This window comes from Streptococcus suis (assembly GCF_002964575.1).
GTDB classification, from domain to species: Bacteria; Bacillota; Bacilli; order Lactobacillales; family Streptococcaceae; genus Streptococcus; species Streptococcus suis_R.
The window spans coordinates 1-14,224 of the sequence record NZ_POQQ01000046.1 but is presented as its reverse complement, the minus strand read 5'-3'; the positions used below and the strand labels follow the sequence as shown (position 1 = coordinate 14,224).

The window sequence follows — 14,224 nt, the reverse complement described above, 5'->3', positions numbered from 1 at the left end:
AGGCTCATAAGCTTCTTTCTAGTGAAGGTATCACATCATATTCTGCGGTTCATTGTCAATAATCAGCCGCAAATCTTGATTTTCTCTCTCCTGTGTCCAATCCAAAATCTGGTTCAAGACTTCTTCCAACCGGTCTTCATGCCGGTATTTCAAGATAATCTGGTAGTGGTAGAGATTATGGGTTCTGGCAATGGGCTTGGGCGTCGGTCCCAGGATTTGAATTGAATCTGTTAAGTGTTGACGTAGAAAGGCTACAGTTTCATAGGCTTTTTTCACGACAAATTCTTCCGACTTGTGCGAAAAGGTTAAGCCAACTGTAAAATAGTAAGGTGGATAGCCAAGATTTTTCCGAATACCCATCTCATAACGATAGAAACCTTCATAATCCTGCTCTTTGGCAAAAGCAATGGCATAATGATTGGGGTTGTAGGTCTGAATCAGGACTTCCCCTTCCTTGTCAGCCCGTCCAGCCCGACCAGCTACCTGAGTTAGCAACTGGAAGGTCCGCTCAGAAGACCGAAAATCAGGCAAATTGAGGGCCGTATCAGCATTGAGCACCCCAACCAGCGTCACATTTGGAAAATCCAAGCCCTTGGCAATCATCTGGGTTCCCAGAAGAATATCCGCTTCGCCTCGACCAAACCGTTCGAGCAAGTCCTCATGAGCACCTTTTTTCTTGGTAGTATCCACATCCATACGCAAAATTCTAGCTTCTGGCAAGAGCTCCTGCAATTCATCGTAGGCCTTTTGCGTACCCGTCCCATAATAACGAATGGACCGACTTTGACAGTTTGGACAGGTCTGAGGAATCCCCTTTTGAAACCCACAGTAGTGGCAATTCATCGTTTTTGTGTCCATATGGAGCGTTAGGGAAATATCACAGTTGGGACACTGGTCAACACTCCCACAATCACGACACATGACAAAAGAAGAATAGCCTCGGCGGTTTAACATAAGGACAACTTGTTCATTGCGGTCTAGCTTTTCTCTAATCTTTTCAATCAAGACAGGGGTAAAATTACTAGTCTCCTGCTGACCGATATAATCACGGAAATCTACAACTTCCACTTCTGGAATACGAGCCAAGGGATTGGCCCTCTGGCTAAGAGTCAATCTTCCATAGACTCCTCGACTAGCTCGAGCCCGTGTTTCAAGACTGGGCGTAGCAGACCCCAAGACCAGGGTCGCCCGATTATAATCAGCCCGCAACTTTGCCACATCACGTGCATGGTAGCGTGGATTGCTGTCCTGCTTGTAGGTCGCCTCATGCTCTTCATCAATAATGATAACACCCAAATTTGTCAATGGTGCAAAAATAGCCGAGCGAGCCCCGACAACTACTTGGGCATTTCCCGCCTCAATCTTCCGCCACTCGTCATACTTCTCACCGTCAGACAAGCCCGAATGCAAAATAGCAACCTGCTGACCAAAACGTGAAATAAAACGATTGGTCATCTGAGGGGTCAAGGAAATTTCAGGTACCAGCATAATAGCCGTTTTCCCCATTTTTAAAACCCTATCAATGACCTGGAGATAGACCTCTGTCTTCCCAGAACCTGTCACTCCTTGAAGCAAAAAGGTCTGACTTTCCTGACCGATAGAGGCCACAATCTCACGAACCGCAATGGCCTGCTCTGGATTCAAATCCAAGGCCTGCGTTTTTTCCACCTTATCAAAAACTCCCTGAGTCCGCGACACTTCCTCTTCCCAGACTTCTATATAGCCATTTTCTTGGAAATAGCGGAGCGTATCAGCTGAATAGTCCGATTTTAGGTTTGAAAGGAGCTGGTCTTCAGAGTGTTCCAGAAGAAATCCCCTTAATTGCTGGCGTTTCTTGGCTCGATTGCTGATGTCTGCTTCTCGTAATTTCTCCATACAAACCCGGTACCATTTTTCTGTCTTAATTTGTTTCTTATCCTTGGCCACATAGTCTACCAAGATTTTTCCTGACTGGGCGAGGCGCATGATTTTTCCTTGCTCTGTCACGTCCAAGTCAGAAAAACGGATCTGCTCCTTATCACCAAATAGACTAAGCTGCTCTGCCATTTCCAAACCAAGCCCTGGCCGGAGCAATTTGTCATAGGTCGAATTGAGCAAGCTGGGCAACATGGATTTTAAGAGGGTAATTTTATAGGAGAAGACCGACTTCCTCATCTGGTCCGCCAACCAAAATTGCTCTTTATTGAGAACAGGACTATAGTCCAAAACCTCGGCAAGCTCTTTTAAGTCTTGTAAGCTATTTTCGTCATCTTCATCAATCAAGTCAACTATAATCCCTTGAATCAGCCGATTTCCTTTACCAAAGGGTACGTGGACACGCACACCAACCATGAGCCCCTCTTCCAACTCAGCTGGAACGCGATAGGAATAAGCTTGATCTGTCTGCATCAAAGGGACATCAACAATAACCTGTGCTAACATACTGCCTCCTTTCTGTAAAAAATCTAACAATCCGTAAGTGAAAAGAAACCCGGATGGTAATCCCAACCGAGTTTTTTATTAAATCTTTTCGCCTTCTTCTTTTTCTTTAGCGATTTGTTCCTTGATTTTCTTCTCTTCTTCTTCCGCCAAACGCTTAGCTTCTTCGGCACGGCGACGAACTGCCTCACGTTTTGCTTCTGGATCTGGGTGGATAACCACATTACCAGATTCAATTTCTTCCAAGGCACGAAGAGTTGATTTTACAGAAGTAAATTCTTGAGTTGGTTTTGCTCCCGCTTCCAATTCATGGGCACGTTTGGCCTCAAGAATAACCAATGAGTACTTAGATGGTACCTTATCTAACAAGGTATCAATAGATGGTTTCAACATCATAATAGGATTCTCTCTACTTTCTATAAAGGTTCTGTTACTTGTTTACATCACGAATCATTTCATCATAGCGGCCGATCACTCGGTCCACACGGAAATGTTCCGCTTCAATAATGCGTTTCACACGTTCAGCTGCCAACGGCACTTCATCATTGACGACTGCATAGTCATACTCACGCATCAAGGCAATTTCTTCCTTGGCACGTTCAATACGCTGGGCAATGACTTCCTCGCTATCCGTTCCTCGACCAACTAAGCGGTCTTGTAGTTCTTCCAAATCTGGTGGCGTCAAGAAGATAAAGACACCGTCTGGAACCTTTTTCTTAACTTGAAGAGCGCCCTGCACTTCAATTTCTAAGAAAACATCGATTCCCTTATCAAGTGTTTCATTGACATAGGTCAAAGGAGTTCCATAGTAATTGCCAACGTACTCAGCATATTCCAACATCTGACCACGGCGAATTAAGTCTTCAAATTCTTCACGGCTACGGAAGAAATAATCCACTCCATCTACTTCACCAGGTCTTTGTGGGCGTGTCGTCATCGACACTGAATATTCAAATTTGTTATCCGAACTGTCAAAAATTTCCTTTCGAACCGTTCCCTTCCCAACTCCCGACGGGCCGGAAAATACGATGAGTAAGCCTCGCTCTTTCATGATATCTCCTTTAAAATCTTTCATTCTAGTGTAACAAAAATCCCCAGGAATTTCAACTGATTTAAAATGTGCAAAAGAATTTTTCACAAAGAAAGAGGAGCTAGTCTAGCTCCCCCTAACTTATTTAGCAATATCTGTTGCTCTTGTTTCACGGATGACAGTGATTTTGATATTTCCTGGATAATCCAAGTTATTTTCGATTTTCTCACGGACATCGTGGGCCAAGATAGTAATTTGATCATCTGAAATTTTATTTGGATGAACAATAATTCGTACTTCACGACCTGCTTGAATAGCATAGGATTGTTTAATCCCGTCAAAGCTATTGGCAATTTCTTCCAAGTCTTGTAGACGCTTGATGTAGGCCTCCATAGACTCACGGCGAGAACCTGGGCGAGCTGCACTCAAGGCATCAGCCGCCGCTACGATAACAGCAATGGTACTTGTCGCTTCCACATCTCCATGGTGGCTGGCAATGGTGTTGACCACAATCGGATGTTCCTTGTACTTCTTAGCCAATTCTGTACCAATTTCAACGTGGCTACCATCTACCTCACGGTCGATGGCCTTACCAACATCGTGGAGGAAACCTGCACGGCGAGCCAAGTTGACATTTTCGCCCAACTCAGCAGCGAGGACTCCAGCTAATTTGGCCACTTCAATCGAGTGACGAAGAACATTTTGACCATAAGAAGTACGGAAATGCAAACGTCCCATAATCTTAATCAAATCTGGGTGAAGGTTCGGTGCGCCAACTTCGTAGGCAGCAGCCTCACCATACTCACGGATGCGATTGTCCATTTCCACACGGTGTTTTTCAACCAATTCCTCAATACGAGCCGGGTGAATCCGACCATCTTGAAGCAAGGTTTCCATGGTCATACGAGCAATTTCACGACGAATTGGGTCAAAACCTGATAGGACAACGACTTCTGGCGTGTCATCAATGATAACATCAATACCAGTCAGACTTTCAAAGGTACGAATATTACGCCCTTCACGTCCGATAATCCGACCTTTCATGGCATCATCTGGCAGGTGGACAGATGTGATGGTTTGTTCAGCCACATACTCACCTGAAATTCGTTGCATGGCTTGAGCCAACAAGTCTTTGGCCATCTTGTCCGAACGTTCTTTAACCTCACGTTCAGCATCTCGGATTTGAGTTGCGATTTCATGGGTTAACTTGTCGCGAGTATCGGTCAAGATAATGTCTTTAGCTTCTTCTTGGCTGAGTGCTGCCACACGTTCTAATTCAAGAGCTTTTTGCTCTTCTAACTTAGCAACTTCTTGCTCTCGCTCATCAATGTGTTTAGATTTATCAGTTAGACTTTGTTCTTTTTGCTCCAAAGTCTTTTCTTTATTGGTCAAATTGTCATCTTTTCGATCCAAATTGCTGGCACGTTCGGTTAAACGTACTTCAATCTGTTTCAATTCCTGACGCTCTGACTTAAATTCTTCTGCGATTTCTTCTCGGTACTTACGAGCCTCCTCCTTAGCTTCCAAGAGTAATTCTTTTTTCAAGGTCTGACGGTCACGTTCAGCTGTTTTTAAAATAGCTTCCGCTTCTTCTTCCGCACGACCACGAACATTACTAGCTTCTTGTTCTGCATTTAAAAGGGTTAATTCTGCAGTTTCTTTTGCAGATTTCATCTTCAAAGAAATGGCAAAGTAGCCAATTACTAAACCAATGAGAGCAGAAACAAGAGCCACTACAAGTGTAATGATTTCCATATTTCTACCTCTTTTTAAATTCGATTTTCACAAAATCTGTATCTATTTTATCATATTTGAACCGATTTCACAATTCCAAATTGACAAATATGTTATAATAAATTCATCAAATAGTTTGGAGGAAGACATGAAAAAAGATGTTACCGTTGAAAGTTTTGAATTGGACCACACCATTGTTAAGGCACCCTATGTCCGTTTGATTTCAGAGGAAGTGGGGCCAAAAGGCGATATCATCACAAATTTTGACATTCGTTTAATTCAACCCAACGAAAATGCCATGGATACTGCTGGTTTGCATACTATCGAGCATCTTTTGGCCAAGCTCATTCGTCAACGCATTGACGGTTTGATTGACTGCTCTCCTTTTGGTTGCCGTACAGGTTTCCACATGATTATGTGGGGCAAGCAAGACCCTGCAGAAATCGCTCAAGTCATCAAGGCTAGCTTGCAAGAAATTGCTGATGGCATTACTTGGGAAGACGTCCCAGGGACAACCATTGAATCCTGTGGCAACTACAAGGACCACAGCCTGCATTCAGCTAAAGAATGGGCAAAATTGATTGTTTCACAAGGTATTTCAAGTGATGCCTTCGAAAGAAAACCGATTTAAGATCTAGGGTACAAAAAAAGCGGGTCAACCGCTTTTTTGTTTTGCTTATACTCAATGAAAATCCAAAACAGACTAGCTCCAAAGGTTTGGGGAAGCTTTGGAGGTTGGAGATAGGCGAACGTAATTCGTTTCTACTTATATAGATAGAACCCTGTTACTATTTTATTTCAAGGTAACAGGCTGAAAGGCTCCACTGGAGCCTTTCACTCATCAAATTAAGTCAACAACGTATGATTTTGATTTTCGAAGAGTATTAGTAATCCAAGGCATCCGAATGACCAGCACCATTACCAACAAAGTAACCCGTTTTACAGTTAATCGAGAAGAGATAGGTCCCATCTGGCTTAAACATATTGTAATAACCATTACCGTTGATAATATTCACTTTTTCCAAGATATATTGATTACCAGTAATATAGCCACGTTGTTGCGAAATAGCCACAATATTTTCTAGTATACCAGGGTTAAACGTCCAAGCTTCATTGTTGACATCATCAATCATGGCTTGATTGTAAGGCACACGGCTGCGATCACGCTGCAGAACTACTCCATCTGGTACAGGAATACCATAGGCAGTCGCTGCTCCAGAAACAGAAGTAACAGCCACACCACTAGCTACTGCGCTCTCTGTTGAAGCTGGGGCACTGGTCTCAGTGCTTGTCGCAGCAGCTTGAGTATTCTCAGCTGGAGCAGCAACGGCTGTAGCCGAGCTAGCCGCCACTTCCTGCTGTGAACGTCCAAAATTGACAACAGAAGCCAATAAGCTATCCACCGAGCTAATACCAGTGTTAGTAGCTGAAAGACTGGCATCTGCTTTAGCTGTGGCAGTTGTATCAATTTCACCATTTACGATGACCTCTTTATCGAATTGCCCATTCATTGCCTGAATAGCAGCAATGGCTTTCTCAAGGCTATCGTACTGTTCTTTAGCCTTTTTATAAGTCTCCGAATTCGGATCCATCTTGTCCAAGAGAGCCTTCAACTCAGCCAATTTACCAAACTCGGAATTCTTCAGTTTGGTCAAACTACTGTCTGTAAAGAAGCTAGTATAGAGCTGTTCGAAGGCTAGGCTGTTAGCATCGGCCGAGCTGCTTGCAGTGGTCGATGACTGACTACTGCTTGAACTGCTAGCTGTTTCTGTGGTCGATTTATTGACAGAGTTCAACCACATGAAGGCTGTTGCGAGGATAGCAAGAAAGAGAGCTGCTAGTGCAGACCAGAAATAGATTTTTTTCTTTCTATCCTTCTCTGCTTCCTCTGCCTGACCCCAATCATCCTCTTCAGCTAAAGGAGTGCTTGTTACACTGTCAACGACAGCAGCGCCTACAACTATCGTTTCTTCCAAAGCTTCTTTTGAAGTCGCTGTCGGTTCTTCCACAAGCTCTGTTACCTTCTGGCTAGCTACTTGAAGATCCTCAGGCAAGGTAGTTGAAAGACTTGCTACCTGTACTGCATCTACTTTTTCATCGGTAGAAGGCTCCACCAAGGACAAATCATTGACCTTGGTTTCAAATTTCTGTGATTCGATTTCATCACGGTGCTGCTTGATATAACGGTCTAAAAGACTATCATCTTCCGTCACACCTGCTTCAATTTCCTTATGTTTTTTCACAGCTTCTGCAATGGTTAAATCTTTGGCTACCTCGAAATCCAAAACTTTTTCATTTTCCAAAGGTAGTTTATTCTTATTTTCTTCCACAATATCCTCCTACTCTTTCTCTTCTACGGTCTGACGTTTCACTCGCTGACCAAAAAATTGGTACAAGTCAACTTTTAAAGTACCGTTGTATAATTTTCTCTTCTTATCTGCCTGCTTACCAAAACGCTTCTCGAATTGCTCGTCACTGGTCAATATAAACTTAGACCAGGTTTTCAAGGGTTCCAAGGTCTGCCCCATCTCACGATAGAGCGTGATAATTGCATCGTCATCCAACAAACGTTCACCATAGGGGGGATTGGAAATAATAACTCCATTGATTTTGTCCGTCCGTAAATCTTGAACGCGCATCTGTTTGAATACTATATCTTGGTCTACTCCAGCCGCAAAGGCATTTTTCTTGGCAATCTCAACCATACGAGCATCGATGTCTGAACCCGCAATATCCAAGACCAAATCTGATTTTATAGCAGCCTGGGCTTCTTTTCGGACATCTGCTACCAACTGCTCATCCACCCAAGGCCATTCTTCATAAGCAAAGCTGCGTTTTAAGCCAGGGGCTATATTTTTGGCCAGCATAGCAGCTTCAATACAAAATGTCCCTGAGCCACAAGTTGGATCGATGAGAGGCTTATCAGGATACCAGTTGGACAGTTGCAAAATCGCTGCTGCCATATTTTCCTTGATCGGTGCTCCACCTTTTTCTACCCGATAACCACGTTTGAAGAGACTAGACCCAGTCGTATCAATCATGATTGTCGCTAGATCTTTCAAGATAGATACTTCAATCTTGAACTCTGCCCCAACTTCCTGGAGCGGCACTCCCTCTGGGCGAGAGAAGTGTTTTTGTAATTTCTTAACAACTGCTTTTTTCGAAATAGCCTGTACGCTTGGCTCATTGTGCAACTTGGATTTGACACACTTGGCCTTGGAAATTGGAAACTTACAACCTAAGGGCAGATAATTTTCCCAATCCAATGCAAAGACCCCTTGAAAGAGTTCTTCAAAGGTTCTTGCTGGAAATTGTCCAACAATAATTTTAATCCTGTCTGCCGAACGTAGCCAGAGGTTTGTCCTAGCGATAGCATCCACTCCCCCCTCAAAACGTACACGACCATTTTCAACTTGGCAGTCATAGCCAAGATTACGAATTTCACGACCAACAACTGCCTCTAAACCAGCAGCGGCTGTCGCTATCAATTCAAACTGTTTTTTCATCTTTTTCCTCTACAATAAAAGCTAGCAAAGCTAGCTACCTATTATGCAATTTTCTGTAAGCCATGTTTTGTTCCAGTGGTACTAGGTCCTACCACCTTCGATAATCATCTGTCTACTGCTTTCGCAGTCAGGATTTCTGTTCAATTCCATCCATCCCATGCCCCGACCAAAGTTTGGGTTGCTAGCTTGAGGGGTTTACCGCGTTCCATTTTTTACGTTTCCATAAAAACTTCGTCACTGTGGCACTTTCAGGTCTACTTTGGCATATCCGAAGACGTAGCCATTTTAACCGCCGTAACGTTAATCAACGTCCCTAGGCTTATTGATTCGCCTAGCACAAACACTACCGGCATCGCAGCCAGTGCTAGCATGGACTTTCCTCATGGTAGTAAACTACCACGCGATTATCCAAAAATTGCACACAAGACTATACTAGTCTTGAACAATTTGTTTACCGAACACTTCTTTTTCTAAACGATTCAAGCGACGAAGAATATCAAAGTTTGTAGCTGAAGATGGACGTTCCGTCGGAAGAACATCTTTCACTTCTTCAACAGCAGCGACTTTAGGAGCGTTTGCTACCTGGGCCTTCAAACGAGCAATCTCGCCTTTCAACTCCTTGATAATGGCTTCATAGGCGTCGTAATCTTTCATAATATCATCCAAAAAGTCATTGACTTCATCCTGATCATAGCCACGGAAACCAATCTTAAAATCTTGTTCAAAAATATCTTTAGTTGTAAATTTAATACTTGCCATTTCTCTCTCCCATATCTAAAACATCATTAGCCCTATTATATTAAAAAAAATAGGGAAAAATCAAGTCAAATCACTCAGAATTTGAAAAATTTTCTGCAACTTCATTCAGTTGTTCAAAGGTAAGCGTTTTTCTATCATACTCCTCTTTGTTTAAGACTTGATGATACAAATATTTCAAGTTGGTTTCATTTTCAGAATCATAAAAAATATAAGCACCATCTGTATTGTCAATTAAAAATTGATTGTAATCTCTAAATTGACCAGGATTTTCATAACGTGGATAGGCAAACTTGATGAAATCCGCCTGTTTAAAGCGCTGTAACTTTAGCTGATTGGCTTCATTCCAGTGTTCTCCGTGGTTTTCAAACATGAAAATAGTCGCTATTTGAAACCTATAACCTTCCGAACGCAAATCCTCTAAAACTTCTAAAGTCCAATATTCAAAACCCAACTGACCTGTCAGGACAAACCATGTAACCCCATCCTCCAAAAATCGAACAAGATCCTGCTTGATAGCCAACTTTATAATAGCTAACCGTTGATCCTTGTCTGAGAAAATACCTAAATCCGTATGTTTGTACCCTGTTATCAAAAGGCTTTTAGTATCCATTCCTTGTAGTCTTTTCACTAATTGTGGTATAATATGCTGATATTATTTTATCAAGAAGGAGTTCTATGGTCAATTATCCTCATAAGATAGCTAAAAAAATCAATAGAACCAATTCTGTTTCATCTCAAAAAATTAGCTTCGCCAATCGAGGAATGTCCTTTGAAGCTGCCATCAATGATAGCAATCTGTACTACCTAGCTCACGAGATCGCGGTTATACACAAGAAACCTACTCCTGTGCAGATTGTAAAGGTTGATTATCCCAAGAGAAGCCGTGCGAAAATTGTTGAGGCCTATTTTCGCCAAGCGTCTACAACGGATTATTCAGGAGTCTTCAAAAAACATTATATCGATTTCGAAGCCAAGGAAACGCGACAAAAAGCATCCATGCCCATGAAGAATTTTCATGAGCATCAGATTGAACACATGAAACAGGTTGTAAAGCAGGGTGGCGTATGCTTTGTTCTTCTTCACTTTTCAACGCTAAAAGAAACCTATCTCTTACCGGCTGTCCACTTGATTGAGTTTTATCAAACAGATAAGGGGAGTAAATCTATGCCTCTCTCTTTCATTAGGCAATTTGGCTTTGAGGTTCAAATGGGCCGTTTTCCTAGCGTGCCTTATCTTGAAGTGGTTGAAAAAAATTTATTAGGTGGTGACTCTTTTGAAAACTACAAGTATTAAAAAAACTCTCCTAGTAGTTGCAAATATCTTATTAGCTGGCTTTATTATTACCTTTCTAGCTGTTTCTCTCTTGGTAGGCTACTGGATTGCAACAGCACCCAAGCTAACCGAAGAAAGCTTGACAGCCACAGTATCCAGTAAGATTTATGACAAAAATGGCAGTCTGATTGCTGACCTAGGAGCAGAAAAACGATCCAGCGCAAAAATCGAAGAAATTCCGACTGATTTGGTCAATGCCATCGTTGCGATTGAAGATCAGCGCTTCTTCAACCATAGGGGTGTGGACGTTATCCGTATCGCTGGTTCTTTGGTTAACAACCTGACGGGCGGACGCTTACAAGGTGGTTCGACACTTGATCAGCAGTTCATCAAACTGACCTACTTCTCAACTTCTTCCGAAGACCAAAACATCAAACGGAAAATTCAAGAAGCTTGGTTAGCAACCCAACTAGAAAAGGATAAGACCAAACAAGAAATATTGACCTATTATGTCAATAAAGTCTTTATGGCCAATGGAAACTACGGGATGAAAACAGCTGCACATTCCTACTATGGTAAAGAATTGAAAGATCTTACTTTAGCCCAGCTCGCCTTACTGGCAGGTATGCCTCAAGCTCCTAACCAATACGATCCTTATACCAACCCTGAAGATGCTAAAACACGCAGGGATTTAGTCCTAGCTGAAATGTTGGAAGAAAAGTACATCGACAATGCCCAGTACGAGCAAGCTGTGCTGACTCCAGTCACTGATGGTTTACAGGCTCTATCCAATGAAGCAGCTTATCCTGCTTATATGGATAACTATCTCAAGCAGGTTATCGAAGAAGTTGAGGCTAAAACAGGCTACAACTTGTTAACTACGGGTATGGATGTCTATACAAACGTAGATCCTGCTGCTCAACAGCAGTTGTGGGACATTTACAATACCGATATGTATGTCAGCTACCCGGATGATTTGATGCAGGTAGCCTCTACGGTCGTGGATGTATCAAACGGTAAGGTCGTTGCACAGTTGGGCGGACGGCACCAATCAAGTAATGTTTCCTTCGGTACCAACCAGGCTGTTGAAACCAACCGTGACTTTGGTTCGACCATGAAACCCATCACCGACTATGCTCCTGCTTATGAACATGGCATCTACACTTCAACGGCTGACATTATGGTCGATGGACCTTACAATTTCCCTGGCACAACTATCCCGATCAATAACTGGGACAAGCAATTCTACGGATCCATTTCAATCAAGACAGCTGTTCAGTATTCACGTAATGTGACAGCAGTCAAGGCTCTTGAAGCAACTGGACTAGAAAACTCTCTGGCATTCTTGAACAGTATCGGCATTAATTATCCAGAAATGCACTACTCAAATGCGATTTCTAGTAACACTTCCGATACAGGTCGTCAATATGGTGCAAGTTCTGAAAAAATGGCTGCTGCCTATGCTGCCTTCGCCAATGGCGGAACTTATTACGCTCCACAATATGTCAATAAGATTGTCTTTAGCGATGGAACAGTTTCGGAGTATGCTCCTCAAGGGAACCGTGTTATGACGGAAGAAACAGCCTATATGATGACAGATTTGATGAAATCTGTATTGAGTTATGGTTACGGACTAAACGCTACTGTCAGCGGTATTCCGATGGCTGGTAAAACCGGTACCTCAAACTATACCGACAGCGAAACAGAATCCATTCTTGCTTCTGTTCCTGAAGCTAACTATAGCTACAGTGTCGTTCCAGATGAGAACTTCGTCGGCTACTCTAGCCAGTATGCCATGGCCGTTTGGACCGGTTACACCAACCGTATGACCCCGATCTTAGATAATGGGATGCGAGTTGCTACAGACGTTTATCACCATATGATGGCCTATATGCATTCTGACTATACTGCTACTGAATGGGAAGTGCCGAGTGGTTTGGTTCGCTATGGTTCAAATTACTATTTGAGAGGTAGCCGTTCTTTATCCAATGCTTATAATAGTTATAATAATTATAATACTTACAATAACTATAGTAGCACAGTGTCTAGTTCCAGTGAATCAACTGAGCAATCAACACAAAGCTCCTCTTCAGAATCTCAAACTGAAAATACTACAGCTGACTCAGAAGCAACCAATACTTCATCCTCAGAGCAATCCTCGGATGGTCAATAAGAACAGGGTTGGGCCTAAGCCCAGCCTTTTCTTATTGTATGGGTTACAAATACAATAGACGAATGAAGAGCTTTCAGACAAGGAACTGAGGTACAGGTTGCTAGAACAGCCTAGAGGCTGTTCTAGGTTGGAAATAGGACATGCCAAGCAGGTCACTTCCTTAAAGTCCAGCAATCCGAAAGTGACCATGTATCAAAGCTCTTCAAATGACTATAAACTAACTAAATAGGCGCTCTTGTCTGTTCTTCCTTATCCACCTCTCCACAATTTCAAGAATTTATGGTAAGATAAAACTATGAAACCTGAAGTATTTTACAAGACCTTGGCTGACCAAGGCATCCAACTAACTGACCTACAAAAACAACAATTTCTCCGCTACTTTCAACTCTTAGTAGAATGGAATGAAAAAATCAATTTGACGGCCATTACAGAAGAAGAGGACGTTTATCTCAAGCATTTTTATGATTCCATTGCGCCAATTCTGCAAGGGCATATCCAAAATGAGCCCCTCCGCCTATTAGACATCGGAGCAGGGGCAGGATTTCCAAGTCTGCCCATGAAAATCATCTACCCTCAATTAGATGTAACCATCATTGACTCTCTCAACAAGCGGATCAATTTCTTGCATTTGTTGGCAGAGGAATTGGGTTTGGAAAATGTTCATTTCTATCATGGTCGAGCAGAAGATTTTGCCCAAGACAAGCAATTTCGTGCCCAATTTGACCTGGTTACAGCTCGGGCAGTTGCTCGTATGCAAATCTTATCCGAGTTGACCATTCCGTACTTAAAACTCAATGGCAAACTCATTGCCCTCAAAGCCTCCAGTGCCGAGGATGAATTGGCTCAAGCCAAGAATGCCCTCACCCTCCTTTTTGGCAAGGTCATTGAAAATATTGACTACCAATTACCAAATGGTGACCCTCGTACCCTGACCATTGTTGAAAAGAAAAAGGAAACTCCAAACAAGTTTCCACGCAAGGCTGGTATGCCTAATAAACGACCACTATAAAGAGGCTGGGCAAAAACTAGCCAATAACTAGCCAATAACTAAAAAACACAGATAGATTCGAGCTGCTTCTGATGAAATTCAGCCGAACTATCTGTGTTTTTCTTTCTGTTTCTACTATCTTGGACTAATCTCTTAGCCAATTTCGTGAGATTCATACTCATTAGGAGGAATCCTATCTCAGTTTCAACCACTTTTTGACCTCTGACATGGACTCTGCGCACGCCAAAAATACCCTTCATCCTACCAAATACAGGTTCGACATCCACCTTGCGTTTGGCATAAATGCGGGCTCCCTCTTTACTTGTCAATTCCTCTTTGACTAA

Annotated in this window: 12 protein-coding genes, 1 other RNA gene and 1 pseudogene; 4 read left to right on the top strand and 10 right to left on the bottom strand. The window is 42.6% G+C overall.

All coding sequences use genetic code 11. From position 1 onward, the window contains the following. Nucleotides 1-30 precede the first annotated feature (30 nt). The 4 genes from C1E58_RS05670 to C1E58_RS05655 all read right to left on the bottom strand — a co-directional run bounded on the left by C1E58_RS05670 (nucleotide 31) and on the right by C1E58_RS05655 (nucleotide 5,203). Complete coding sequence (locus C1E58_RS05670) at nucleotides 31-2,421, bottom strand: primosomal protein N' (protein WP_105209678.1); 2,391 nt, start codon at nucleotides 2,419-2,421, stop codon at nucleotides 31-33. A 78-nt stretch (nucleotides 2,422-2,499) separates the two neighbouring features. Next, nucleotides 2,500-2,814 (bottom strand): DNA-directed RNA polymerase subunit omega, encoded by a 315-nt coding sequence (gene rpoZ, locus C1E58_RS05665; protein WP_004195201.1) that lies wholly within the window; start codon nucleotides 2,812-2,814, stop codon nucleotides 2,500-2,502. Between the two features lie 34 nt (nucleotides 2,815-2,848). After that, entirely contained in the window at nucleotides 2,849-3,469 is a 621-nt protein-coding gene (gene gmk / locus C1E58_RS05660; RefSeq protein ID WP_105113583.1) for a guanylate kinase, read from the bottom strand. A 120-nt stretch (nucleotides 3,470-3,589) separates the two neighbouring features. Further along, nucleotides 3,590-5,203 carry a ribonuclease Y gene (locus C1E58_RS05655; protein WP_105209677.1) on the bottom strand — a complete coding sequence of 538 codons (1,614 nt, stop codon included), beginning with the start codon at nucleotides 5,201-5,203 and terminating at the stop codon, nucleotides 3,590-3,592. Nucleotides 5,204-5,330: 127 nt separating this feature from the next. Between C1E58_RS05655 and C1E58_RS05650 the strand changes: the two genes are divergently transcribed. Continuing rightward, nucleotides 5,331-5,813 (top strand): S-ribosylhomocysteine lyase, encoded by a 483-nt coding sequence (locus tag C1E58_RS05650; protein WP_105113581.1) that lies wholly within the window; start codon nucleotides 5,331-5,333, stop codon nucleotides 5,811-5,813. 253 nt (nucleotides 5,814-6,066) lie between these two features. On the opposite strand, the gene C1E58_RS05645 is transcribed toward C1E58_RS05650, so the two are convergent. The 5 genes from C1E58_RS05645 to C1E58_RS05625 all read right to left on the bottom strand — a co-directional run bounded on the left by C1E58_RS05645 (nucleotide 6,067) and on the right by C1E58_RS05625 (nucleotide 10,057). Continuing rightward, entirely contained in the window at nucleotides 6,067-7,512 is a 1,446-nt protein-coding gene (locus C1E58_RS05645; RefSeq protein ID WP_238142247.1) for a cell division site-positioning protein MapZ family protein, read from the bottom strand. Nucleotides 7,513-7,521: 9 nt separating this feature from the next. Beyond that, nucleotides 7,522-8,688, bottom strand: coding sequence for a THUMP domain-containing class I SAM-dependent RNA methyltransferase (locus C1E58_RS05640; RefSeq protein ID WP_105209675.1), 1,167 nt, complete (start codon nucleotides 8,686-8,688; stop codon nucleotides 7,522-7,524). Nucleotides 8,689-8,739: 51 nt separating this feature from the next. Then, an RNA gene (gene rnpB / locus C1E58_RS05635) (RNase P RNA component class B) lies at nucleotides 8,740-9,104 on the bottom strand. Between the two features lie 16 nt (nucleotides 9,105-9,120). Beyond that, the gene (gene gpsB, locus C1E58_RS05630; protein WP_105113578.1) at nucleotides 9,121-9,447 is read right to left on the bottom strand and encodes a cell division regulator GpsB; all 327 of its coding nucleotides are present in this window, start codon (nucleotides 9,445-9,447) and stop codon (nucleotides 9,121-9,123) included. Between the two features lie 70 nt (nucleotides 9,448-9,517). Then, nucleotides 9,518-10,057, bottom strand: a complete 540-nt coding sequence (locus C1E58_RS05625; protein ID WP_105113577.1) for a DUF1273 domain-containing protein — start codon at nucleotides 10,055-10,057, stop codon at nucleotides 9,518-9,520. A gap of 65 nt (nucleotides 10,058-10,122) precedes the next feature. Here C1E58_RS05625 and recU point away from each other — a divergent pair, with 65 nt between their 5' ends. The 3 genes from recU (at nucleotide 10,123) to rsmG (ending at nucleotide 13,901) form a co-directional block, all read left to right on the top strand. Beyond that, entirely contained in the window at nucleotides 10,123-10,740 is a 618-nt protein-coding gene (gene recU, locus C1E58_RS05620) for a Holliday junction resolvase RecU (RefSeq protein ID WP_105209674.1), read from the top strand. After that, nucleotides 10,721-12,892: a penicillin-binding protein PBP1A gene (gene pbp1a, locus C1E58_RS05615; RefSeq protein WP_161951281.1), complete on the top strand. Its 2,172-nt coding sequence runs from the start codon at nucleotides 10,721-10,723 to the stop codon at nucleotides 12,890-12,892. Before recU ends, pbp1a begins: the two co-directional genes overlap by 20 nt. 295 nt (nucleotides 12,893-13,187) lie before the next feature. Next, the gene (rsmG, locus tag C1E58_RS05610; protein WP_105113574.1) at nucleotides 13,188-13,901 is read left to right on the top strand and encodes a 16S rRNA (guanine(527)-N(7))-methyltransferase RsmG; all 714 of its coding nucleotides are present in this window, start codon (nucleotides 13,188-13,190) and stop codon (nucleotides 13,899-13,901) included. A gap of 124 nt (nucleotides 13,902-14,025) precedes the next feature. Here rsmG and C1E58_RS05605 read toward each other — a convergent pair. Next, nucleotides 14,026-14,224 (bottom strand): annotated as a pseudogene (locus C1E58_RS05605) (transposase); the annotation flags it as partial.

Bases quoted from the DNA above. Each gene is read 5' to 3' on its own strand.
- C1E58_RS05625 (WP_105113577.1), bottom strand. From the start codon at position 10,057: ATGGATACTAAAAGCCTTTTGATAACAGGGTACAAACATACGGATTTA.
- C1E58_RS05640 (WP_105209675.1), bottom strand. From the start codon at position 8,688: ATGAAAAAACAGTTTGAATTGATAGCGACAGCCGCTGCTGGTTTAGAG.
- rpoZ (WP_004195201.1), bottom strand. From the start codon at position 2,814: ATGATGTTGAAACCATCTATTGATACCTTGTTAGATAAGGTACCATCT.
- rsmG (WP_105113574.1), top strand. From the start codon at position 13,188: ATGAAACCTGAAGTATTTTACAAGACCTTGGCTGACCAAGGCATCCAA.
- C1E58_RS05655 (WP_105209677.1), bottom strand. From the start codon at position 5,203: ATGGAAATCATTACACTTGTAGTGGCTCTTGTTTCTGCTCTCATTGGT.
- gpsB (WP_105113578.1), bottom strand. From the start codon at position 9,447: ATGGCAAGTATTAAATTTACAACTAAAGATATTTTTGAACAAGATTTT.
- recU (WP_105209674.1), top strand. From the start codon at position 10,123: ATGGTCAATTATCCTCATAAGATAGCTAAAAAAATCAATAGAACCAAT.
- gmk (WP_105113583.1), bottom strand. From the start codon at position 3,469: ATGAAAGAGCGAGGCTTACTCATCGTATTTTCCGGCCCGTCGGGAGTT.
- C1E58_RS05650 (WP_105113581.1), top strand. From the start codon at position 5,331: ATGAAAAAAGATGTTACCGTTGAAAGTTTTGAATTGGACCACACCATT.
- C1E58_RS05670 (WP_105209678.1), bottom strand. From the start codon at position 2,421: ATGTTAGCACAGGTTATTGTTGATGTCCCTTTGATGCAGACAGATCAA.